We start from the raw sequence: 24064 nt of genomic DNA on the forward strand, positions 1-24064 counted from the left end.
CATCCCTCAAATAATCTGGTATGAAAACAGTGTCCCTATGCGCGGTTCTGTTTATATTTGCAGCGTGCAAGACGTCGCCGCCGGCTAGTAGTTGCCGGTATTCCGGTGTAGTAAAGGATTTGAGCGGTATAGACGGCTGCGGGCTGGTGATTGAAATGAAAGATGGCACCACCCTGTTACCGGTTGAGTTTGCCGTACCGGGGTTTACCCTGAAAGCGGGGGAGGCTGTGAAATTTGACTTTATGGAGCTGAAAGACCGGGTTTCCACCTGTATGGGCGGCCGGATAGTGCGCATAGAATGCATTGAAGAGACGAAATAATGGATAGTAAGTATATGCGAAGAGGCGGGAGTATTCCCGCCTTTTTTGTTTATTTTTGCCGCTTATGTCAGTGAAAATACTAGCGATAGAATCTTCCTGTGATGATACCGGCGCAGCGGTGCTGGAAGATGGAAAGGTCCTGTCCAATCATATAGCGAACCAGAAAATACACGAACAATACGGCGGCGTGATCCCGGAGCTGGCCTCCCGTGCGCACCAGGAGAACATTGTGCCGGTGGTGGACATTGCCCTGCGGACAGCGGGGGTGAAACCGGAGGAACTGAGCGCCATTGCCTTTACCCAGTCACCCGGCCTGATAGGCTCTTTGCTGGTAGGCAGTTGTTTCGCCAAATCCATGGCCATGGCCCTCAACAAGCCATTGATCGGTGTACATCATATGCAGGCGCACGTATTGGCCAATTTCATTGACGATCCCAAGCCTGATTTTCCTTTTCTCTGTCTGACTGTTTCCGGAGGGCATACGCAAATTGTGCTGTGTGAAAGCCCGCTGAGCATGCGTGTTATTGGCGAAACGCTGGACGATGCTGCCGGCGAAGCTTTTGACAAAAGCGCCAAGATATTGGGACTGCCTTATCCCGGAGGCCCGTTGATTGATAAACATGCCCAAACGGGCGACCCTGGCCGGTTCAAATTCCCCGAACCGCGCATTCCCGAGCTGAATTTCAGTTTCAGCGGCCTGAAGACGGCCATTCTTTACTTCTTACAGGAAAACCAGCAGCAGGACCCGGCTTTTATTGAAAAGAACCTGCCGGACATCTGTGCTTCCATCCAACAGCGTATTATCAGCATCCTGCTCAATAAAGTACTGAAAGCAACCCAGGAAACGGGTATCCGCGACGTGGCCATTGCCGGCGGCGTTAGCGCCAACAGCGGCCTGCGGAAAGCCTTGCAGGAGTACGGCGAAAAATATGGCTGGCGGACTTTTATTCCCAAGTTTGAATATTGCACCGACAATGCCGGTATGATCGCTATTGCCGCGTACTACAAGTACCTGGCCGGCGCATTTACCGCACTGGACGCAGTGCCTACTGCAAGGGCTGCCTTTTAGCATCCAATGTCCGTTGACCGGATATGCCTTGCCAGCACGTACTATGCTGGTGCATACAGCTGTGCAGTACAGGGACACGATGTTTATTTACCACTATAAAAAGAGAAGATGGTATCCCTTTATGTAAGTTAAACGATTTAGCTTTAAGCATGTGTGAAGGGGAGGAGAGAAAAGATGTGTGATGGGGAGGCGGGAAAGAAAAGCAAAAAGGAAACAGAAAGTACACGTTAGTTATATGAAGAAGATCAGCATTTTTTTGTGGGCATTATCCCTGACTGTTGCCGGTTATGCGCAGGATACCACCTTGCAGCATAGCTGGAAGAACCAGAAGTATTCTATGTTTATTCACTGGGGAGCCATTTATTCCACGCTGGGAGGCGTATGGGAAGGCAAGCCGGTGACCCGTGGGTATAGTGAGCAAATACAATCACATGCCGGTATTTACAGCGATGTATATGGCGATGTGGCCAGACGTTTTAATCCTGCGTACTGGAATGCAGATTCCATTGTGTTGCTGGCAAAAGCGGCGGGCATGAAATCGGTGGTGATGACCTCCAAACATCATGATGGTTTTTGTATGTTCCATTCCCGTTATACCGATTATAATGTGGTAGACGCTACGCCCTTTCACCGGGACGTGCTGAAGGAGCTGGCAGAAGCGTGCCACCGGCATGGACTGAAGTTCGGATTGTATTTTTCGTTGATTGACTGGCATTATCCGCAGGCTTATCCTATCTCCAGCAGCAACAGTGATCCCATTACCCCGGAGCACCATCAATTCAATAAAAAGCAGGTGACAGAGCTGATGACCGATTATGGTCCGGTGTCGGAAATCTGGTTTGACATGGGCTCTCTGACAGCAGATCAGAGCCGGGAGCTGGCAGATATCGTACACCGGTTGCAGCCCGGTTGTATGGTCAGTGGCCGCCTGGGCAACGATGCCGGCGATTTTTGTGTGATGGGCGACAATCAATATCCTGATTATAAGATAGCCTCTGCGTGGCAAACGCCCGCATCTGTATATGATGAAACGTGGGGTTACCGTTCCTGGCAGCAGCATGGTCCTGCTGAAGACAAGGCACATGAAAAGCTATTGGGGCTGATCAAAGTGGTCAGCCGCGGAGGTAACTACCTGTTGAACATCGGGCCGCGCGGCGATGGTTCCGTGGTGGATTTTGAAAGAGACGTGCTGCTGCGTAACGGTCAGTGGCTGGAACGCAACGGCGAAGCTATTTACAGTGCGCAGGCCAATCCTTTTGACACCACTTTCGCCTGGGGCGAGGTGACCACCAAACCTGGCAAGCTGTATCTGCACCTGTTGCAGATGCCTGCCGGCGGCACTATCGTACTGCCCGGGCTGACCAGCCCCGTAACGCAGGTGCAGTTGCTGGACGGCAATAAAAAGCTGTCCTGTAAAGTGACTACGCGTGATGGCGCCACCACTATCCAGCTGCCCGCAGGGTTCCGGTTGCCCGATCAATCCGTGCAGGTACTGGCGCTCACTTGTAAAGGCGGGGTGCGCATTACGCCATTGCACCTGCTGAAAAATCCGGCTGTGCTGAACAGGCATAATGCCATTCCCTTGTATAGTTTTTCCGGTATCGATTATGACAGTTATTACCGCAGCCAGGTGGGCGATCGCTGGGCCTTTACCAGCGCGCGTCCGGCGCATATGAGCGTAGTGTACAGTGCAGCAGAGCGGGGCAAGACCATGCAGCTCACGCTTAACGGCGTAGCGCAGGAAGTGGTGCTTAACGGCGGTACCGTGAAAGCGCTCAACAACCAGGCAGCACAGCTGCAATGGAGCCCGATGTATTATTCCGGTCCTTATTGGTCGGGTATTAACGGTGCACATGGAGACCTGAAAAATATTGACCTGACCAAACCTTTGTCAGCCAAAGCGGGCAAGCCATGGGAGCTGCGTGCCGACTGGAAGAATGATACCGTTCACACCATGCCTGGCGACCGTAACCTGGGATGGTATGTATTACAGGAAATTACTGCGCCTGCCGCCGGCGACTACCTGGTAGGATTTACCAGTGGCGACGGGATTGCCGTATATTTGAACGGAGAAGAGCAGGTGGTATATAACAATCCTGAGCGGGGCGGCACACAGCAGGAAGTGCTGCTGTTGCCCCTGAAAGCCGGGAAAAACCAGCTGGTGGTGAAGTTTTACAGCCGTTTTGCCAAAACATCGACCTGGGGCATCCATCGTCAGGTACCGCAGGAGATGTATGTGCAGCAGCTGCCGCAGCAGTTGACCGGCAGTAACAGGGAGCAGGCTGTAGAGGTAAGGCAGGCGAAGCCGGTGTCTGTACACCGTAATCTCCGGATGCCGAATTTATCAATAGTGATGGAGTAATAACAGCATGGGGAATAGCTATTTCCGATTTAAGCAATTTAACATAGACCAGGAGCACTGCGCCATGAAGGTGTGTACAGATGCCTGTATACAAGGCGCCTTCACGGTGCAGTACCTGGCTTCCGGCGACCTAACTGTGTCGGCTATACTGGATATTGGCGCCGGCACGGGGTTGTTGAGCCTCATGATAGCGCAGCAGGTAGCCGTTCCCATTACCGCTGTGGAGCTGGACCCGGGCGCCGCCATGCAGGCAGCCGCCAATTTCCAGGCTTCGCCGTGGGCCGACCGGCTGCTACTAACACAGCAGGATATACGAAAAATGACGACAGTCGCCCCGTTTGATTTTATCATTACCAATCCGCCTTTTTATGAAACGGCTTTAAAGAGCGGTCATGCGCAGAAGGACCAGGCCATGCATGCCACCAACCTGGGGTATGAAGAGCTATTGGCAGCGATAGACCGGCAGCTGGCGCCGGGAGGGGAGTGTTCCGTGCTGTTGCCCTATGTGCAGTTTGAACTGTTCCGCGAACTGGCGGCAGCAAAAGGTTATCATCTCCGGAAAGTATTATTGGTAAAGCAGAGCGTCAAACACGGATATTTCCGCGCAGTAGGCATTTTCAGCAGGGCAGTGGGAGAAACACAAACCTCCGAGCTGTCTGTTTATGACGAAAACAATCGTTACACCCCGGCCTTTGAAAACTTGTTAAAGCCCTACTACCTGAAGTTATAGCGGCGGGTGCACATAATCATCCAGATAAGCAAAGTGATGGGTGAGCAAGCCGTTGGCCGCGATGGTCGCATTTTCGACCATGGTGCTGTGAGACTTCAATAATTCCTCAAAGACATATTTCATGATCTGGTCACCGAAATACTGGGAGGCATCCCGGGGTAGTTCGTTGGGCAGGTTGCTGACGCACATCATGTCTACCGTATCCGGGAGATAGGGGGCTGTTTGTTCCATCGTTTCCTTTATCACGCCGTATACAGGGTCTTCGATGGTACTGTCGCCCAGATTGCAGGGAACGGAGCCATTGGTATCGTCCGTAATGTCTGCGATCACTTTGATGTGGAAGTTTTCCTTTTTGAGGTCCGCCGCGTTGAACAGGGGAGGGATATTATGGTCCCAATAGATGCCGTTCATCAGCACATCGCTGACGGTGACATAAGGCAGGAAGCGGCATTCGTAGGCCTCCGGGTGTGCATGGAAATCGGCCCGGCCGTATGTTTTATCATTTTTCCGCAGGTACAGTTCGCCCGCTTTCAGTTGTGTATAGACGGGGTAGGCATATTGGTTGACCAGGTACTCTTCCGGCGGGATATATTTGATGCCCAGCAGTCCCATGATCTCGAGCACGCCTGCTGCCACACGTCCGGAGCCGGTGACCACGATTTTCATCGGCGGCAGTTTAACGCCGAAATAATGGGTGATCAGTTCCTGGAAATCATGGCAGGTATGTACCGGTTTGAATGCAAAGGTGCCTGTCTTCCTGCCGAGGGTCAGCAGGCCGTTGTGGGCGCCTACCACGCCGGCGAAGAAGCCGAAGCCCAGAATCCGTTGTCCATCGGGGTGTACGAGGCATTCATAATCAACCAGGGTGATGTCCTTTTCCAGGACCACCTGCAGCATATGCCGGTTGTGCGGTTGTTTTTTCTTGGTATGGCTGAAGAAAAGGTAGGTCTTTCCCGCGATCAGGTATTCCGGGGGCACTTCCTTGATGCCGAGCAGCAGCTCGCAATGGCTGAGGTCTTCCTGCAGCGTGATGCCAGCCTTCCGGTATTCCTCGTCCCGGAAGCAGCGGTGAGGGGAGGGCTGCACCAGTACTTGCACCTGCGGGTAATGCTCCATGATCCACTGGCATTGCCGGGGAGTAAAGGCCACGCGGTTGTCGTGTGGTTGTTTTTCTTCCCGGATGAGTCCTATAGCAATCCTTTTTTCCATCTTTGAATTTACTGTAATTTTTAATGCCGTTGTAACCGGGAAGATTACACGAATATTTTTTTGAAAATATATTTTGCGGATTAATAAAAGTTTTTCTACATTTGCATCCCGCTTGACGCGGAAAGGTCTTGTAAAAGATTGCCCAGATGGCGGAATTGGTAGACGCGCTAGACTCAAAATCTTGTTTCGGCAACGGAGTGCAGGTTCGATTCCTGTTCTGGGCACAGAAACTACCAAAAAGAAAAGGCTCTCGGAAGAGGGCCTTTTTTATTTCCCATAATTTATATCTTACCGCTGCAATTGTTTTATGTGATCAGGAGTATCGGTCATATTTAAACCTATTCGAATTAAGATTACCACAGTTTTAAATATAAGTTTCGAGTAAATGCCACCGGCAACGGCGCAAAGCTGGAGATATTTGAAGAAGTGGATTTCCCGGACTCCCTGGGACTGCTGTACAGTACTATCACCAGCTACCTCGGTTTTGGTGTGAACGATGGCGAATATAAAGTGATGGGTCTTGCGCCCTATGGCAACCCCCTTTACACCGATAAGATCAGAGCGCTCATTACAGAAGAAGGTAAAGGCCAGTTCAGGCTGGATATGAAATATTTTGACTTCCTTGCAGGAAAGCGCATGTATTCAGATTATCTGAGCGAGTTGTTCGGTCGCCCGCCCAGGGAGGAAGATGCGGCTATGGACCAGTTTTATATAGATGTAGCCCGCAGTATGCAGAAAGTACTGGAAGAAATACTGATTGCCAAAGCTTCCTATCTCTACGAAACTACCGGAGAAGAAAACCTGTGTATGGCAGGAGGTGTGGCGCTCAACTGCGTAGCTAACGGGCAGGTGTTGCGTAACACCCCTTTCAGACAGCTGTTTGTTCAGCCGGCAGCCAACGATGCCGGCGGTGCAATCGGCGCAGCCGCGCTGGCGCATGTAGAACTGACCGGCAGCAGGCCCCGCAAAGAGAAATTACAGCATGTATATCTTGGCCCCGCATTTTCTGCCGGCGAAATAAACAAGCTGTTGAAGGCTACTTCCATTCAGTATACAGATTATCGGGGTAACCGAAGCGGCCTGCTGGAACATACCGCTTCCAAACTCAATGAAGGAAAGGTGATCGGCTGGTTCCAGGGCCGCATGGAATTCGGGCCCCGCTCCCTCGGTTCCAGGTCTATCCTCGCAGACCCGAGAAGTCCGCTGATGCGCGACCGTATCAATGCTATGGTGAAGAAAAGGGAGGGATTCCGTCCTTTTGCTCCCGCCATCCTCGATAAAAGAGCAACAGAACATTTCGATCTGGACCACCCTTCGCCTTTTATGCTCGAAACCTGCCAGGTGGTATCTCCGCTTGATCTGCCGGCTATCACGCATGTAGACGGCTCTGCCAGGGTACAGACCGTACACCGCGAAACCAATGAACGCTTTTATGAATTACTGCGCGCATTCGACCGGCTTACCGGTTGCCCGATATTGCTGAATACTTCTTTCAACATCAAGGGGGAACCTATCGTATGTACCCCGGAAGACGCTGTCAGATGTTTTATCACCACGGATATAGACTGCCTCATACTCGGCGACTTTATCCTCGACCGTGAAGAGAATAACCTGGAACTGCTGAAACTGTTGCTGATGCACGATGTTGTCAGACAAAGCGGCATTACCCACGACGTATACACTTTTGTTTAATCCTCAATCGACCACTCCGTATGTCATACAGACCATCCGCTTCATTGAAATCAGTAGCCTCCACGCTGGCAGAACTTATCAGCAACGGCAGCCGTGATGAGAAGGCAATAGAACAGCTGCTGGGACAGCTCGCAGCCAACGAAAATGTTACCCCTGCAGAAGAATATCGTGAAATGACAGCAGCTGCTGCCGGTAACACAGATATCGGCATCTGGCAGCGCACAGATGAAGATGGAAAAGTATATTACAGAAGAAATGTGCACAAGCAGCTGGAATGGGGACTCTGGGCCAGCGTGCACGAAATTCCTCCCAAAGGGAACAAACGACGCATATTACTCTTCGGCGAATCGGCCGCCAGGACCGTATTCTATGATCCCGGCTTCAACCTCGCCATGGAGCTGGAAAGTATCTTTGCCGGCATAACGGATATGGCTGATGTGGAAATCATCGACCTCGCCAGGACCAGTATGCTGATGCGCGACCTGCTGCCGTTAATGAAAGCGTCTATAGCGCTGGAACCGGATGCAGTGCTGGTATTCGCAGGAAACAACTGGGTATTTCAGTTGCACGAACAGGGCTACGACTACCAGCAGCTGCTGGAAATATATCAACAGCAGGAAATGGAAGGCATCAAAGCCTTTATGGAAGCTGAAATGAAAAAGATCGTGATAGAAGGGTTGTCGCAGATCAACACCACTTTTATTGCACAACAGACGCCTGTAGTATTTATTATCCCTGAGTTTAACCTGGTAGACTGGAAAAGCCATGAACTGGAAAGAATATTGCCCGCATTGCCGGATACCCGTACCGCTGCATGGCTGGCCGCACGCGAGGTAGCGGAGCAAACAGACCTGCAGTGTAATCCGGTTGCATTCGCCGCCGCTGCCCGGGAAATGGTAGCCGCAGACCCCTCAAATCCTTATGGCTATGAGCTGCTGGCAGATTACTACGTGAGCGTCAACCAACTGGAGGAAGCCAGAAAATGCCTTGAAACAGCCCGGGACACCATTCTGTTCAACAGAAGCAGCAAAAGTATGCCGCGCCGGCTGAAAGTTATCAGGGAAACAATACTTTCCCACGCACAGGACTACGGTATTACTACGCTCGATATGGAAGAGGTGTTTAAATCCGCTTACGACGGGCAGCTGCCCGACAGACGCCTGTTCCTGGATAACTGCCATCTGACGTTAGATGGTGTGAAAGCAGTAGCCAGACATGCAGCGGCCGCACTGACCCGCACGCTTACCGGTAAAGACTTTCAGGCCGCCGGTATCACCACCGCCGGTATCATCCCCGGACATGAAGTCCTCGCGCATGCCCACTTTGGCGCTGCCATCTACAACATGCATTACGGTCAGCCCCAGGAAATCATCCTGTACCACTGTGCCCGCGCCTACGCGCTGTTTCCTGAAATCAGGCAGATAATGATGAAGTATATCGACTTCTCCACACGCATGGCCAGCACACTGTTGTGTAAATCTTTCGAAGAACTTATTGCAGAAGAAAATCTGAAGCAATACATGGGAGGTTACACGCTCCGGCATCCCCGCAATAACAAACTGATGGATGTGCCGTTGATCAATGCCATCACAGCTGTTTTACAGGAAAATGGTATTGACATAGAACCGGAAGTGACCGCATTGAGAGTACAGGAACATGCCGTCGGTGAAACAAAAACCGACCTGCTGACATCCTGCTATAGCCAGAATTCTTATCATAACTTCTTTGTAAAAAGCAAACCTGCTTTCTTTGAAGCCCGTCATACCAAAAGCAGTTTTTATTTTGTGGGCGATGGCAGCCGGCATCTATCTTTTGAACTGGTGTACCGTACCCGGAACAACAGCGAGCAGGCCACACCTGTCCGCATTTTTGTGAACGGCCGGGAAACGCCCGTGGCAGAACTGCCGGCAACGGACACCTGGACGCCATTTACGTTCGTGATAGATCAGCCGCTGATAAACAAAGGACTGAATGAGCTGAGGATCTCCTGGCCTTATACGCCGCAGCCGTTGACTATCGAAGGGCAGATGACGGCAGACGCTTTCCTGAATGCATTATTTCCTGCCATCGGTGAAATCAGTAATCTGAACGTGATGTCCGCATCTTTGCAATAGCTTTACCCTTTCAGATAAATACACGATAAAAGCCTTCAGACTCTAGTCTGAAGGCTTTTTTATGCATGGTATAAAGTGCTGGGACTGCTGAAGTTTGCCGGGGAGAATAATATCTGACGATAAATTATTTACTTTTAGTAAATTGCGAGATAATCGTTATGGAATAGTTCAGATGCAGTAAGTATTTTATCCCCTATTCAATTTCTTTCCAAAAATATGGAGCAAAGCACTAAGAATGTTGCACTGGTCATTGCGCATCCTGGTCATGAGTTAAGAGTCTTCCGGTTTGTAGAACTATACAAACCAAGAGTATATGTATTAACAGATGGAGGCGGGGCTGCCGGAAAGTCCCGGTTGCACAACACGAAGGCCATCCTGGAGAAATGTGGCGCTACCTTGTCCCCTGTGATGGGCTATTATACAGACAAAGAAATCTATCGTGTCATCCTGGAGAAAGATTATGCATCCCTGCTCAACCTGGGGAAGAAGATATTGCAGGATTTTGAGGCGAATAATATTCAAATGGTGGCCGGAGATGCGATAGAGGGATATAATCCTTCGCATGACCTTTGCCGCTATCTGATTAATAGAATAGTGTTATTAAAAGAAAAGGAAGGTGTAAAATTATCCAATTTTGATTTCCTGCTGGATGGACTAATGGACAAAAGCAATGGAGATTTAACTATTCAGTTGGATGATCTCGATTTTGAGCGTAAACGAAAGGCGGCGGAAGGGTATGCGGAGCTTGCCTTCGAGTTGGAGTCTGCTATCCGGAGATATGGAGCGCAGCCGTTTATGACAGAATATCTGAGAAAGGTTGAAGACCCTTATGTGCTTACGTCCTGGGAAAATAGTGTCCCATTTTATGAGCAGTATGCCATGGAGAAAGTGAAAAAAGGCGTGTACGGTAAGGCTATTTCATTTCATGAGCATTTGCTCCCCATGGCGCAATACCTGATTACTGATTTATACGGTGTACCGACATGAATATACTGATAACGAATATAGAACTTAACAGGCGAAGCGGTACTGTTGTGTATGTTTACGAGTTAGCCAGTGCATTAAACGCCAACGGATACAATGTTGAGGTATATACACATGTAGCTGGCGAAACAGCTCAGGAGTTGATAAGACAGGGAATAAATGTAGTGACCAAATTAAATCAGCTCAAATTCGTCCCTGATATTGTTCATGCACATCATAATTTGACAACAATAGATGTGCTGAGAAGGTTTAAAGATATTCCCATCGTTTATTTCCTTCACGACCGGACAAGCTTTTATGATATACCCATTAGGCACAGCCGGATCCTTAAATATATAGCCGTTGACTATAACTGCCTTGATAGATTACATATTGAAGGCCGTATCCCTGAGGAATATACAGCTGTAATTTATAATTGGGTAAATGTTGACAGGTTCAGGTTAAGGTCTGAATTCGCCGAAAAGCCTTCCCGTGCACTGGTGTTCAGTAACTATGCAAAAAAGAATAATCATTATAAAGTGATTGCAGAAGCGTGTGCATCATACGGTCTGCAATTGGATGTGATCGGAGAGGGAACAGGCAGTGCAGTCAAAAATCCCGAAGATTTCCTTGCGCAGTATGACCTTGTGTTTGCCAAGGCTAAAGCAGCGATTGAGGCCCTATCCACCGGGGCTGCTGTTGTATTGTGCGATTTTCGTGGCTTGGGAGAAATGGTCAATCCCGAAAACCGGTCTTACCTGAGGAAATTTAATTTCGGAATGAAGACGCTTACCCGGCCTTTTGATGCAGCATTGATGATAGCAGAAATTGATAAGTATAACGCGCTCCATAACCAGGGGAATGCAATATGGATCAGAGAAAAATCTTCCTTTACCAGGGTTCTTGCGGAAATCACGCAACTATATGAGCAAACCATCAGGAATTACGAGAAAGGAGAAAGAGGGATTCGGGATAATCGGTTGCATACCTTATGGGTGCGATGTTTTGTGAAGACGCGTATTTCCTTGCCGGTAAGGGCAATATTAAAGCTGGTGAGAATTACAAAGGAGATGTTGCAGCGCTAATCATGAAGGACGGCCTTAGATGGCCGTAAGCGATGTTTGGCCATATGAAACAATTCTTTTCCAAGCTTACGGTTCAACACCAGGAATATTATGATGGCCAGAAAGACAGACGTATAATAAAAGAGGGTGTCCGCAAAGAATAAACATATTACTATACAGGCGAAAGACAGGGATAATAGTAATACCGGTTGAATCTTTATTGCTATTGAAATACGGTTTTTATAATAAAAATATCTTACCAGGAAAATAGCCAGGAAACCGCCCAGCATTCCCAGAGAGGGGCCGTATAATCCTACGCCATTAATCAGCAGGATGCTGATCAGTATGTTTGTAATGCTCCCCAGCAAAGAGGTGGTAAAGATGCGGTAAGTATTTTTTTCCAGCATCAGCAGCGTGCCGATAAAAGAGGTGAGCGCAAGCAGGGCATTCCCTGTCAGCAGAATGGGTATGTACTTCCAGGCTTCTCCATACTGTGGGTCAATGACATATGCCGTAAATATTTTGGAGAGCGCTGTAAACAAAATAACCAGACTGAATAACAGGGTTATGTAAAGATTCAGCATTTGGGTGAACTGTGATGATATATTCAGACCACTGCTTTTTTTCAGGACCATATCCTGCCAGGCCGGCAGGAAAAAGGAATTGATCAATATTATCACTGCAGCGTACTTAACGGAAATGGCATATAATCCATTTGCTTCCAGCCCCAGAAACCCGGCAATAAGATATCTGTCAAACCCGCCCATCAACCACCAGCTGACTGCATTATACACCAATGGTAACGAATATTTCATCATATCTTTTATAAAGATCCTGTTTACCGCATGTAGGTTGAAAAATTGCCAGAGACGGAGGCGATAGGTGATATAGAGTATACATATTGTATTGGAGATAATCAATGAGCATATAACACCCTGCACTCCCTCATGGAATATTTTTAATAGAACAATATTGCAAAGTAATAATGAAAGTCCATTGCAAATGGACACATAAGCATATTCTTTGACCAGCCTGAATCCACGCAACAGCTGAAATAAATGGGTCAACAGAATGGTGGATATAATGAGAGCACAGATTAGATGCTGGTACATCAGCTTTCCGGGTAAAGGAACCGTATAATGGATGATCAGTATAAATAATATACTGCCAAGGACTACCAGGAAGCTACTACTGATAGCAGCTGTTCGATAATGGGGGTCGTCGTTGTGGTCTATCAGCCATCGGTATAAACCATCTGAAATCTTGAGGGTTGCTACAGCAGCTATCAATTGCGTACTGGTTAAAATGAGATCATAATAACCCAACTCAGATGCCAGCAGGCAATAAGAATATAAAGGAATCAGGACAAAGGTAATAAGTTTGTTAAAAATCGAACCAGTTGCATAAAGCAACGTATCTTGAATCAGCTTTTTGTTGATGGACATTTAGTGCGCTTTTATGCAGTGCCTTGATCTCACAGTTATCTGTGCGGAAATTTAACGATTTTATTTAAATAGATATCCACTAAAAACAATAGCCGAAATGTCTTATTTTTATCCGGAAAGCAATGATTTTCAGTGATTAACCTTATTTTCGCGGGATAGTTAATATCGGAGACCACCGGATTTAATATTTAATAAAACATTTCGAGCATGTCCGTGACAGAAGTTTTGATCACTGTTAAAAGTTACCCCATCGTATCATCACATTATGATGAACAGGTTAGTATCGCTGGTTTCAGAAAAGATGGCAGCTTTATCAGAATATATCCCATCCCGTTTTCCAAAAAAACTTACGATGAACAATACCAGCTCTACGATTGGGTGGAGCTTGATCTCGTGCGCAACACCAGGGATTTCAGGCTGGAAAGCTTCAGCCCCGTTACTCCAGATGCCCCGGTAAAGATAATAGGGCACATCGGTACAGAAGATTATTGGAGCGAGCGAAAAGCAATGGTGCTGAAAAATGTATACCGGGATATGGAGCCCCTGATCGTAGAAGCAAAGCATGAGGCGTTCTATACATCATTGGTGGTATTTAAACCATTGCGGATACTTGATTTTATAGCAGAAGAAACTGACCGGGAATGGGATACAAAGCGAATGGAGAAGCTTTTGGGAGAGAAAGACAGTGGAAGAGTTTTTAAACAACCCGAGGATTCGTTTGCCGTGATGAAGAAACTACCGTACAAATTTTCCTATCGGTTTATTGATATAAAAAACCAGGAGATGACCCTGCCTGTGGAAGACTGGCAGCTGGCATCCCTGTACTGGAAATTGGTAAAAAAACACCGTGGCCCTCAGGGCGAGCTGAAAGCCGTTAGTGAGATAAGAAAGAAATACCTGCATGAATATGCCAGGAACAGCGATCTGCATTTTTTCCTCGGCACTGCGCAACAGGTACATGCCAGCAGCAAGCAGCCATTCACCATTGTTGGCTTGTTTCAGCCTACTATGCCGCCGGCAGTGATACAAGGGAGCTTGTTTTAGTTGATTACTCAGGACGCAATCCCAGTAATTGGTCTGCATTTCCACTGGCTATCCGGGCTACCTGGTCCGCGGGCAGGGGAATATTTTCCAGGAAACTTTTACCGGCTTCATTGGTGCTGAAAGGATAATCAACCGAGAACATGATATTATCGATGCCAAAAGTTGCCAGCGCAGCCATAAGCGGAGGCAGGGTGAAAATACCGCTGGTGGTGATATGTACCTGCTCCCGTAATGTTTGGCTGACAGGCCGCGGAAGCCCTATGCTATTGCCGGCATTTTCTGTCCGCGCCATCATCATGGGTATCATTTCACCCATATGGCCAATGATAATTTTTAAACGGGGATAACGATCGAGGGTACCGGAAAAGACTAAACGCAGTACGTGCAGGGCTGTTTCCGAATGCCATCCCCAACCGAAAGCGGAGAGGACGGTGCCTGCCGATCCGGGCAGATCGCTATAATAGGCTTTTGCCACTGCTTCCGGCGGCAGGCCAGGATGCAGGTACAGTGGTAGCTGTAAGTGTTCCGCTCTTTCCAGCAGCGGCGCAAACGATGGATGGTCCAGGAATCTGTCGTTGATAAGCCCGTTGACCAGCGCACCGCAGAAACCATGTTCCACATGCGTGCGTTCCAGTTCATCAGCCGCCGCCTGTGGGGAGGCCATCGGTAAATGGGCAAATGCTTTAAAACGGTCCGGATAGGGCGCTATCCGGGACGCAATAGCATCGTTATACCGGGCTGCGAACGCCAGGTCCTTTCCCGGTGGCAGCATTTCTGCTCCTTTTCCTACTACAGACAACACTTGCATATCAATCCCGTTTGCATTCATAGACGCTAAACGGGCATCTGTAATGTCTGCCAGCAGCGCTTCCATTCTTTTAATGGCGGATAGCTGTCCCGCTTCGGCTATCTCCCGGACCAATTCGGGAAAGACAATGTGTTCTTCCAATGTTACAATACGCATACACGAAATATTTGACCACAAAAGTCCCATTATCTCGGGTAGTAAACTTTGATCCGGATCAATAAATCAGATATCAGATTTTATTCTGCTAAGTGCTTCCTGGGTGATGTTCAAATAATTCGCTACCAGTTTATTAGGCAAACGGAGCACTACTTCAGGGTTTTCTTCCAGTAACAAACGATAACGCTCCCGGGCGCTCAGGGTGATAAAATCCTCCAGGCGTCTGGTATTGGTCACATAGGCGTATTCAAGGCAGTACCGGTAAAATAAATCCCAGCCAGGCACGGTATCTACGAGCCCATAAAAATCAAGGCGGTCAATATATAACAGCTCAGATAGCTCCACCGCCTGGGTGGCCTCTTTCAGTATTGTACCTCCGATGAACGAAGTCAGGGAAGAGGAAAATGAATTTTCGAAAGCAAAGCGCCGGGTGACTTCTCTTCCATCCGGCTTGATAAAATACACCCGCAAACACCCGGTGTTGATAAAAAACATGCGCCTGGAGGGCTCTCCAATCCTCGACAGGAGCGTATTCTTTTTCACCCGCAGGGGTTTAAAGTAAGACAACACCTGCTGCAGGTGCTCTTCCTTTAATGGACTGTGATCTGTAATATATTTGGTTAGTTGTTCATGCATGCTGGAAATAAGTCGTTGCTCAAAAATACAGTTTGTTGTTTTTCAGGCACAAAAAAATTAATAAACCAAACGCTGGTAAAATTTGTAATTACTCCTGACGATATGATGGCCGCGTCAACAACTTTTAGTAAATTAGATGATCATGAGCAACGGCGTAGCTAAATACGCAGGTTAACCGGCCCCGGATTCCACGTTCAACCCGCCACCGGATAGTGAATAATGACAAACAACGATGGTTCCCATTGCAGCCCTCATCTTTCAGATTTCAGCAAGTGTATCTATCCTTTATGGATACGTGCGCGAAATATATTTTTTATAAAACCAAATCTGAACAACATGAAAATTTCAAATCCTGTGCAAACAGCCATGGCTGCTGCCTTGCTGTTTTCATCCTGCCTGCTGATGAATGCCTGCACTAAAAACCTGGCTAACGACACGCTCTCCAAACAAGCCACAGATGCGGCGAAAGTCGCCGTTACCGCTGGCGCTATTGCCGACAGCAACCTGATTGCCTACAAAAAGAGCCCGCATGAGATTTACGCCGGCTTTTACCGGTTCCAGGGGCCTTGTTACGGCGCCGCGCCCAATGGCTCCAACTTTTCACAGGTGCCCGACAGCCTTGATGTGCTGATCCTGTTTTGTTTCAGCCCCAGCTCCCCGATTGCAGACAGTGTTCCCCAATGGATCAACGCTTTACATGCTAAAGGAACTAAAGTCATCGTTACCGGAAACCTGGACCTGGCGCCCGGCGCTCCGGATAATAATACCGGTTACGCCACAACGGCGAAGCGCATCATGGACAGTATCGTTAACCGCTATGGATTTGACGGCTATGACATTGATATCGAAAGTAATCCCTCCGGTACGCAGTTAACCAGGATGGCAGGAGTTTACACTGCCTTGTCCAAATTCCTGGGCCCTAAATCCGGCACCGGTAAACTGTTGACATTTGATACCAATCAGAGCGGCAGTAACAGCCTGTTCAAAAAAGTGTATACCATGGTGGATTATGTATGGCTGCAGGCGTATGGCCGGGGAGCATCCACGCTTCAGTCAACATGGAACACATTTTCTCCCTATATCAAATCCACACAGTTCGTGCCCGGTTTCTCCTTCTACGAAGAAAGAGGGTATCCAGGCAATGTATGGTATGATGTGACTTACCCTGTAAATGGTACAGGCCGTGCTTTTGACTACGCGCGGTGGGAGCCTTCCGGCGGTAAAAAAGGCGGGGTATTTGGCTATGCTATAGACCGGGATGCACCACTAACGTCTTCTACTGACAATACGCTTTATACACCTAATTACATCGTAAGCAAAAGATTGATACGGATTATGAATCCCTAGGGTTTTACTTTATTATGGCTGACCCAAAGGTGTCATACAATAAGATCATCTATCGGTAAATAAAATAGTCACGACCTCATCTAATTATAAGAGATGAAGTCGTGACTATCTATATTGGGCCTTGCTATTGGTGCAGTCCCTTTTTCCTCAAATAACGAAGCAGTTGCTCCGGTAAATCAGTCTGGATAACATTGGCCTGCCTGAATTTTGACAGCAGCTGATCAAATCCGGTATTTTCGGCCGCTCTTTCCATCTCGTCAAAGTCTCCCAATGCGTTGATCCATACCCGTGGTCCTGCGGTGCGGATGGTGGTTATCACGCTGTCAGAAAAGGAGTCATCGATATGAATGACAGGGAACTTACCCATTCCCAGGATGGCAGCTGTTTCCGCAGCGTTATGTGATCTGGGCATGATGGGTATTTGTTTATCGATACTTTGCAGGAATGGCGCTTGTTGGTGATCATAGATAAAAAACAGGACCTGTTTGGTAGTGCCGGTAGATTTTATCTCCGCACATGTCTGCCGGGCCGCTTCCTGACTGTCGGCCTTGAAGTCTATATCGATGATGATATGTCCTTTGGCCAGCAATAATGCTTCTTTGAAAGTGGGTATTCTTTCGGTAGTGGGCTGCCCGTTGTGCAGCAAAGGAAATTGTTGCAACTCCGCGTAAGTGTAGCTGCTTACTTTCCCTTTTTTTCCTGTGGTGCGGGTGATGGTTTTATCATGCATGAGCACCAGCACGCTGTCTTTGGTCATCCGTACATCCAGTTCCGCGATGTCGATCCCTTGTCTGATCGCTTCTTTAATAGCGCCCAAAGAGTTTTCCGGGTAATGGGTATGTGCCGACCGGTGGGCAGCCACCAGGATGCGGTCCGGGCGTTGGTGAAAATCTTCTAGTATGGAATCAATCTTTTCTCTGGCAGGTGGCGTTGTTTGTGCGTGGACGGCGCTCCAGGTGCCACACCATGCCAGTACAATAAAAAAACAGCGTTTCATTCATTTGTTTTTTTGATTTAAAAATATCCGTTGTTCTGTGGGAATTTAACGGTAGACAGATCTATTTGTGCCTGCGGAATGGGACGTAAGACGTGGTATGCCTTTATGTTCACCGCGTTGGGATTGTATTTCTTCACTCTTTCTATCAGCTTGCCGGTACGGACAAGGTCCATCCACCGCATACCTTCGCCACCCAGTTCCCGTGCACGTTCATCGAGGAGCTGGTCTATATCCAGCTGGGCAACGGTGACATCAGGCAGCTGTTTTCCTGGTTTGGCCGCCCTGGCCCTGACTGTATTGAAGTAGGGCAGGGCCTCGTTGGGTTTTCCAGCCATTATCAAAGCTTCAGCAGCCAGCAGGTAGGTTTCTGAAAAGCGGTACACAAAAAAATCACGGAACCCGTTGAGGGCTTGCACACTGGCGCGGGTAGGATCATCATGTTTTTTGATGCCCCAGTGCATGTTGTCATTATTCGGCGCAATCAGCGAGGTAACACCCGGTGATATTTGCCATACTACGGTGTCGCCTATCTTTTTTCCTGCCGGCAGGGTAGCGGTATTATTGTAGGTCCAGGTATAGCGGAAGGTGACGTCAAAACGTGCATCGTTTTGATCAAACAGTTCTCTGAAGAAGGTGGTGGGCCTGAACCGGGTATAGGGACGGCCGCCTTGTTCCAGGTCACGTTTTAAACCGGCAAACTGATCATAGGCAGGCGTAAAGAACGCATGTCCCTGATTACCGTCGTCATTAAACAGGGCATTGTTAAGGTATTGCACGGCAAATACGATCTCCGTATTTCGCTGGTTGTTATATTCAAATATGCCACCGTAGGTTTTTACCAGCTGATAAGGCCCTTCTTTGATCACTTTAATGGCAGCGGCAGCCGCGCCGTCGTAATCTTTCAGCAACAGCCTGATTTTTGCCAGTTGATGAAGGGCAGCGCCTTTGGTGATCCGTCCATAATCAGGAGAAGTCCAGCTCAGTTGATCGGCCGCAAACTGCGTATCTTCCAGCATGCTTTTCCATATTTCCTCCTTCGCCGTTCTGCCGGCATCTGTTACCACCCCTTTGGTTTCATGCGCGGTATATACCACATCTCCAAACTGAAGGGTCAACCAGTAATAGTAATGTGCCCGTAAAAAACGGGTTTCCGCTTTATACTGGTTTTTGATTTTGTCATCCATAGTTACCAGGTCTATCTTGTCAAGGACTGTATTGGCGGCGTTGATACCGGCGTAACAATCGTTCCAGACAGCATTCAGGTAATCATCAGCGGGATTGAGGGCGGCGGAGTAGTCGTCCATGTATTTATAGCCACCATCTTTTCCGTGCTGGAAGAGGTCCGTGCCCATGGTGGTGACGGTAAATCCTTTCTGAGAGCCGTATAGCCCTCTCAGTTTGCTATATACGCCGGTAACACCATTGGAGATGCCGGCAGGCGTACTGTATATGGCTTCCGGCACTGGTTTGTACAGATCTTTTTCATCCAGGCTGCAGGACGTGAAAACCACGCAGCAAAGAGATATGGCAGTCAGTATAGGAAGATGTTTATTAAATATCATAACCTGTTTTTTAATCATTAAAAAGCTGCATTGAGGCCGATGGCATACATTTTTACGGTAGGGTACATAGCGCGGGTACCGTCTGATTCGAATTCGGGGTCTTGTCCTTTATACCCTGTAATGGTAAATGGATTTTCGGCACTCAGTGTAATTTTTAAAGTTTTAATGGCGGCGCGTTGCAACCATAATGATGGCAGCGAGTAAGCCAATGCCAGATTTTTTACCCTCACGAAGCTGGCATCTTTGTAGGCTAGTGTAGAACCGAGGTATACGCTTTCCTGGTTCTTATCGGGACGTGGGTTGTCATTGGTAGGATTTTCCGGTGTCCAGTAATTTACATTGATGTTGTTGTACCTGCCGGCCAAACGGTTATTGTTTTCGAACCACCTGGAATTGATCAGGTAGTGCTGGCGGGTGTTTATGACAACAGCCAGCTCCAGGCCTTTATAGGAGAAACGGTTGGTCATACCGCCGATCCAGCCCGGGAACTCTGACCCCAGGATGATGCGGTCCTGGTCACTGTATTGTTTGTCTCCATTTCTGTCCAGCAGCTTTATCTGTCCGGGTTTGGCGCCATAATTCTTCGCTGTTTCCAGCTCACTGGTTTGCCAGATGCCTGTTTTCTGGTAGTCATAGAATACTTTGATCGGCTGGCCAATAAACCACTGGTTGCCCACATCGTCTTTCCCATCTCCATACAATTGCACAATTTCATTTTTGTTGGTGGAGAAGTTCAGATCAGTGCTCCATTGAAAACCATTTTCGTTATGGATGTTGACGGTAGACAGGGTCACTTCCCATCCCTTATTACGGGTGGCGCCAACGTTTTGCAATACTTCTGTATAGCCAGTGCTGCCGGGTATACTTCTTCTTAACAGGATATTTTTAGTATTGGCAATATAGTGCTCTACCGTGCCTGTAATACGATTGTTAAACAAAGCAAAATCGATCCCGGCATTCAGCGAGGTAGTGGATTCCCATTTAAGGTTAGGGTTGGCGATGGTAGCGGGCTGGAAGCCATTCATCCCTGTTTCCCCAAAAGCATAGCTGCTCTTTTTGAGCGTGCTGAAGGTGCCATAAGGCAGAATTCCGTTAAAACCGGTGCTTCCATAACTGAGGCGCAGTTTTAAGGCGTTTACCTGGCGCAGGGATTGCATAAATGGTTCTGCGTCTACACGCCATGCAACAGCGGCAGAAGGGAAGTATCCCCATTTATGTCCGGCAGCAAAAACCGAGGAACCATCTGCTCTCCCGGTAATGGTAAGGAGATAGCGGTTTTTGTAATCGTAGTTTACACGGGCCATGTAAGACAGCAACAGTGATTTGCGGTAGTCGCTGGTGATGCCGGTGACTTCGCCTGCTGTTTCCAGGTTGTGGTAGCTTTGGGTCTCATAGGGCAGTTTATTTGCCCGGATACCGGAGCTGTTGACGGTCTGCTGTTGGGAGCTTTGCAGTAAGGTAACGCCCAGCCGTTGCGACTTCGACAGTTGTTTGGTATATTTTAGTATATTCTCTACCGTTATAGAGAATATATCTGCATTGCTCAGGCCTGCAGTCGCATTCCCTCCCTGGTTATCGTCTGTTTCGCTGCCTTTGAAATAACCGTCTTTTGACGCTTCCATTTCCGGTCCTATATTCAGGCGGTAGGTGAGGTCTTTGAAGATATCCCACTCGCCGTACATGCTGGCAAATACACGTGTCTTATAGCGTTGAATGATGGTGTTTTTGATAATGGTCAGCGGGTTTACCCGTTGTCCTTCATCATTATTAGGGCGGAACAGCAGTTTCCCGGTGCTGTCGTAGGGAATGCCGAGTGGATTTAAGCGTAAGGCATTATCAAATACCGTATTGTCTGTTACATTCTGAACAGACATGCTGGCCAGTGTGGACATGCCCATCCGGATATGGCTGTTGACCTGGTGGTCGAGGTTGATACGCAAGGCTCCCCGGGTAAAATCTGTTTTATCGATGATCCCTTTTTCCTTGAAGTAGTTAAAGGAAACAGCGAATTGTGTTTTTTCCTTGCCACCGGTCAAAGACAATTGATGGTTTTGTTTGGCGCCATGATGGTAAATAAGGTCCTGCCAATCGGTAGACCTGCCTTGTGCCAGCGATCGCAGGGCGATATCATCGAAAAGGGTGGGATCAGCAGGGTAGTTGTTATTTGGATCGGCTGTTCTGGCGGCTTCCCGGCGCAGCTGTGCGAACTGCTCACCATTCATCAGGTCCAGTTTTTTAGTGATCGCCGTAATACCATAATAAGCATCGTAGGCAACGTTTGTTTTTCCTGCTTTTCCTCTTTTGGTCGTAATGATCAATACGCCGTTCGCAGCGCGGGATCCGTAGATGGCAGTAGAAGAAGCATCTTTTAAAACTTCAACAGAAGCAATATCATTAGGATTGATTTCATTGAAGCCGCCTACCATGGGAATGCCATCCAATACGATCAGCGGGCTGTTGTCGTTTTTGATGGACCGTTGCCCGCGCAGGAGGATATTGGCGCCCGCGCCCGGCTCATTGCCGCTGCTGAACACATCCAGGCCTGCCACCTTTCCTTTTAATGCCTGTGCAGCATTGGTGGTTGGTTGTTCTGCGATGTCGTTTCCTTTTACCGAAGAGATGGAGCCGGTGATATCGCGTTTCTTTTGCGTGCCGTATCCCACCACCACGACTTCTTCCAGTCCTTTTACATCTTCCTGCAGTACTGTAACAGGCAGCTGCCGGGCAGAAACGGTTACTTCGCGGCGCATATAGCCAGACATGGAAAAGAGCAGGATATCGCCCACGGCGGCGTCTACAGAGAAAATACCTTCGCTGTTGGTGATGTCGCCGCGGTTGACATTTTTTACAGCCACTGTTACACCTGGCAGCGGCATGCCTTTTTCATCGGTGACTTTGCCGCTTACTTTTTCCACTGGTGTGGCGGGGCGGGCGGGAAGGGCAGGAGCGGCGGGTTCTTTTTCCAGGATGATTATTTTGTTGTTTTGTATTTTATAGGTCAGCCTGGTGTTACGCAGTAATTCATGGACCGTCCATGCCACCGTTTTCTGTCTGGCATGCAGTTCCACCGTTTTGAAGGGTGCTATTAGTTGTTCATTGTAAACAAAGAGGTAGTTTGTTTTTTGTTGAATGATGGCAAATGCTTCTTTGAGTGATTGCCCGGAAAACGTATAGTCGATGGTTTCAGTACCGGCATGCGACTGTCCATTGGAAACGGCTCCCAGCAATAGCTGAGCGCTTACCATCATAAGGATAAATAGCCTGCATCCTGTTTTCCTGATCTGTTGAAGTAAGGACACAACAATTCTGGTATAAATTTTCATACCTTTATACGGGTTTTAATAATTGATTTAATCGTTAATAAAATCCAGTGGGAAGGATCAATAAGTGATTGGCGTTACGCATTGATCTTTTCTTTTACACGGGCCGGTGGGGTAACCCTTGCCGGCTTTTTACTGACCTTATGTGACAGGCATAGGCGATATATTTTAAGGTGTTTGTTTACGAAAAATAATGTGCTGGCCATTCATGGAATAGCTTAGTTTGTTAGCCAGGCAAAGCATGTCCAGTACATCTGATAAGGAATCAGCTGTTTCAATGCCAGCGGTAATGCGATAGGCCCCAAGGCTGGTGTCGGCAAAAGAAATTTTCCTGTTGTATTTGTTTTCCAGCATCAATGCTATCACATCCAGTCTTTCATTATTAAAAAGCAGTTTACCGGTTGTCCATGCGTTTACCGCCGTTCCGTCTACGCTGGTTTTGCTGAATGTCTGTGATCCGGTGTTGACAGTCAGTTGTTCATCAGGCAGTACCACTACTTCCTTTCCCGCCATGGGCTGCAGGGTAGCATCGCCCTGAACGGCCACTTTTCCTTGTTGCACCGTTACCTGAAGGAAGGCCAGCCGGGGGTACATCCGCACATTAAATACCGTACCCAGTACCCGGGTATTGACATGGCCCGACTTTACGATAAAGGGGCGTGCCGGGTCCTGTTTTACATCGAGGTACATTTCCCCGGACAGCAGTTCTATCTTTCTGGCGTCGCCGGTGAAATGAGCAGGGTACCGCAAGCCGCTGCCTGCGTTTAGCCATACCCGTGTGCCATCGTCGAGGATTAGCTGCAGCGGTTTTGTTTTTGACGCAAATACTTCCTGCAGGTTTTCTTTAGCCGGCCAGCGCAGCCACATAAGCATACCAGCGCCTATTATCAGTAACAGGGACGCTGCTATTTTCGGCAGGGTATAACGTTGCATCGTTACCCGTTTGGCAGACGGGGATGTTTGTTGTTGTATCTGTTGCCATATAGTGCTTTCCAGCTGCTCAAACCGGAGGCCGGAAGTATCTGCTTTACTATTGTCGCTTTCCTGCTGGTACCATTGTTCTACCAACAGCTGTTCTTCCGGTGTGCAGTTACCGGCTACATATTTTTTCAGTAGCTTTTTGATGTCATGCATGGGCATATTAAAAGGGATGTACCTTTTCTATATGACAGCTGAAAATGAAAAGGGGGGTAGATGCCGGCAGATTATTTTAAAATTAACAGGGT

General features: G+C 48.2%; 18 protein-coding genes, 1 tRNA gene and 1 pseudogene. 12 read left to right on the forward strand and 8 right to left on the reverse strand.

Annotated features, from left to right (window positions below):
• The first annotated feature begins 20 nt into the window (after positions 1-20).
• The 4 genes from HHL17_RS15635 to HHL17_RS15650 all read left to right on the forward strand — a co-directional run bounded on the left by HHL17_RS15635 (position 21) and on the right by HHL17_RS15650 (position 4481).
• Positions 21-320, forward strand: a complete 300-nt coding sequence (locus HHL17_RS15635; protein ID WP_169225618.1) for a hypothetical protein — start codon at positions 21-23, stop codon at positions 318-320.
• 64 nt (positions 321-384) lie between these two features.
• A complete protein-coding gene (gene tsaD, locus HHL17_RS15640; protein WP_169225619.1) occupies positions 385-1389 on the forward strand; it encodes a tRNA (adenosine(37)-N6)-threonylcarbamoyltransferase complex transferase subunit TsaD in 1005 nt (334 codons plus the stop codon).
• Between the two features lie 235 nt (positions 1390-1624).
• Entirely contained in the window at positions 1625-3751 is a 2127-nt protein-coding gene (locus HHL17_RS15645) for an alpha-L-fucosidase (protein ID WP_169225620.1), read from the forward strand.
• 64 nt (positions 3752-3815) lie between these two features.
• Complete coding sequence (locus tag HHL17_RS15650; RefSeq protein ID WP_169225621.1) at positions 3816-4481, forward strand: tRNA1(Val) (adenine(37)-N6)-methyltransferase; 666 nt, start codon at positions 3816-3818, stop codon at positions 4479-4481.
• On the opposite strand, the gene HHL17_RS15655 is transcribed toward HHL17_RS15650, so the two are convergent.
• Positions 4476-5690 carry an NAD(P)-dependent oxidoreductase gene (locus HHL17_RS15655; RefSeq protein ID WP_169225622.1) on the reverse strand — a complete coding sequence of 405 codons (1215 nt, stop codon included), beginning with the start codon at positions 5688-5690 and terminating at the stop codon, positions 4476-4478. The two genes, HHL17_RS15650 and HHL17_RS15655, sit on opposite strands and share 6 nt — an antisense overlap.
• Before the next feature lie 140 nt (positions 5691-5830).
• Between HHL17_RS15655 and HHL17_RS15660 the strand changes: the two genes are divergently transcribed.
• The 6 genes and pseudogenes from HHL17_RS15660 (at position 5831) to HHL17_RS15680 (ending at position 11544) form a co-directional block, all read left to right on the forward strand.
• Positions 5831-5914: transfer RNA gene (locus tag HHL17_RS15660), tRNA-Leu, on the forward strand.
• A 178-nt stretch (positions 5915-6092) separates the two neighbouring features.
• Positions 6093-6605, forward strand: a pseudogene (locus tag HHL17_RS33735) (carbamoyltransferase N-terminal domain-containing protein); the annotation flags it as partial.
• A 114-nt stretch (positions 6606-6719) separates the two neighbouring features.
• Complete coding sequence (locus HHL17_RS33740) at positions 6720-7382, forward strand: carbamoyltransferase C-terminal domain-containing protein (protein ID WP_262889071.1); 663 nt, start codon at positions 6720-6722, stop codon at positions 7380-7382.
• A 20-nt stretch (positions 7383-7402) separates the two neighbouring features.
• A complete protein-coding gene (locus HHL17_RS15670; RefSeq protein ID WP_169225623.1) occupies positions 7403-9496 on the forward strand; it encodes a hypothetical protein in 2094 nt (697 codons plus the stop codon).
• Between the two features lie 216 nt (positions 9497-9712).
• Positions 9713-10483 (forward strand): hypothetical protein, encoded by a 771-nt coding sequence (locus HHL17_RS15675; protein WP_169225624.1) that lies wholly within the window; start codon positions 9713-9715, stop codon positions 10481-10483.
• Entirely contained in the window at positions 10480-11544 is a 1065-nt protein-coding gene (locus HHL17_RS15680; protein WP_169225625.1) for a glycosyltransferase, read from the forward strand. Before HHL17_RS15675 ends, HHL17_RS15680 begins: the two co-directional genes overlap by 4 nt.
• Here the strand turns inward: HHL17_RS15680 and HHL17_RS15685 are convergent.
• Positions 11541-12968 carry a lipopolysaccharide biosynthesis protein gene (locus tag HHL17_RS15685; protein ID WP_169225626.1) on the reverse strand — a complete coding sequence of 476 codons (1428 nt, stop codon included), beginning with the start codon at positions 12966-12968 and terminating at the stop codon, positions 11541-11543. The two genes, HHL17_RS15680 and HHL17_RS15685, sit on opposite strands and share 4 nt — an antisense overlap.
• A gap of 207 nt (positions 12969-13175) precedes the next feature.
• On the opposite strand from HHL17_RS15685, the gene HHL17_RS15690 reads away from it, so the two are divergent.
• Positions 13176-14012, forward strand: coding sequence for a hypothetical protein (locus HHL17_RS15690; RefSeq protein ID WP_169225627.1), 837 nt, complete (start codon positions 13176-13178; stop codon positions 14010-14012).
• A 4-nt stretch (positions 14013-14016) separates the two neighbouring features.
• Here the strand turns inward: HHL17_RS15690 and HHL17_RS15695 are convergent, their stop codons facing one another.
• Together HHL17_RS15695 and HHL17_RS15700 are read right to left on the reverse strand one after the other, a co-directional pair.
• Positions 14017-14976 (reverse strand): amidohydrolase family protein, encoded by a 960-nt coding sequence (locus tag HHL17_RS15695; protein WP_169225628.1) that lies wholly within the window; start codon positions 14974-14976, stop codon positions 14017-14019.
• Positions 14977-15042: 66 nt separating this feature from the next.
• Positions 15043-15612 carry a Crp/Fnr family transcriptional regulator gene (locus HHL17_RS15700; protein ID WP_169225629.1) on the reverse strand — a complete coding sequence of 190 codons (570 nt, stop codon included), beginning with the start codon at positions 15610-15612 and terminating at the stop codon, positions 15043-15045.
• 336 nt (positions 15613-15948) lie between these two features.
• Between HHL17_RS15700 and HHL17_RS15705 the strand changes: the two genes are divergently transcribed.
• Positions 15949-16959, forward strand: coding sequence for an EndoS/ChiA family endoglycosidase (locus tag HHL17_RS15705; protein ID WP_169225630.1), 1011 nt, complete (start codon positions 15949-15951; stop codon positions 16957-16959).
• A 124-nt stretch (positions 16960-17083) separates the two neighbouring features.
• Here HHL17_RS15705 and HHL17_RS15710 read toward each other — a convergent pair whose 3' ends face one another.
• The 4 genes from HHL17_RS15710 to HHL17_RS15725 form a co-directional block, all read right to left on the reverse strand.
• Entirely contained in the window at positions 17084-17956 is an 873-nt protein-coding gene (locus HHL17_RS15710; protein ID WP_169225631.1) for a glycerophosphodiester phosphodiesterase family protein, read from the reverse strand.
• 17 nt (positions 17957-17973) lie between these two features.
• Positions 17974-19518: a RagB/SusD family nutrient uptake outer membrane protein gene (locus tag HHL17_RS15715; protein WP_169225632.1), complete on the reverse strand. Its 1545-nt coding sequence runs from the start codon at positions 19516-19518 to the stop codon at positions 17974-17976.
• A 17-nt stretch (positions 19519-19535) separates the two neighbouring features.
• Positions 19536-22766: a TonB-dependent receptor gene (locus HHL17_RS15720; protein ID WP_169225633.1), complete on the reverse strand. Its 3231-nt coding sequence runs from the start codon at positions 22764-22766 to the stop codon at positions 19536-19538.
• A 240-nt stretch (positions 22767-23006) separates the two neighbouring features.
• The gene (locus tag HHL17_RS15725) at positions 23007-23972 is read right to left on the reverse strand and encodes a FecR family protein (RefSeq protein WP_206155996.1); all 966 of its coding nucleotides are present in this window, start codon (positions 23970-23972) and stop codon (positions 23007-23009) included.
• Positions 23973-24064: the final 92 nt, after the last annotated feature.

Source organism: Chitinophaga fulva (assembly GCF_012927205.1).
Lineage (GTDB): Bacteria > Bacteroidota > Bacteroidia > Chitinophagales > Chitinophagaceae > Chitinophaga > Chitinophaga fulva.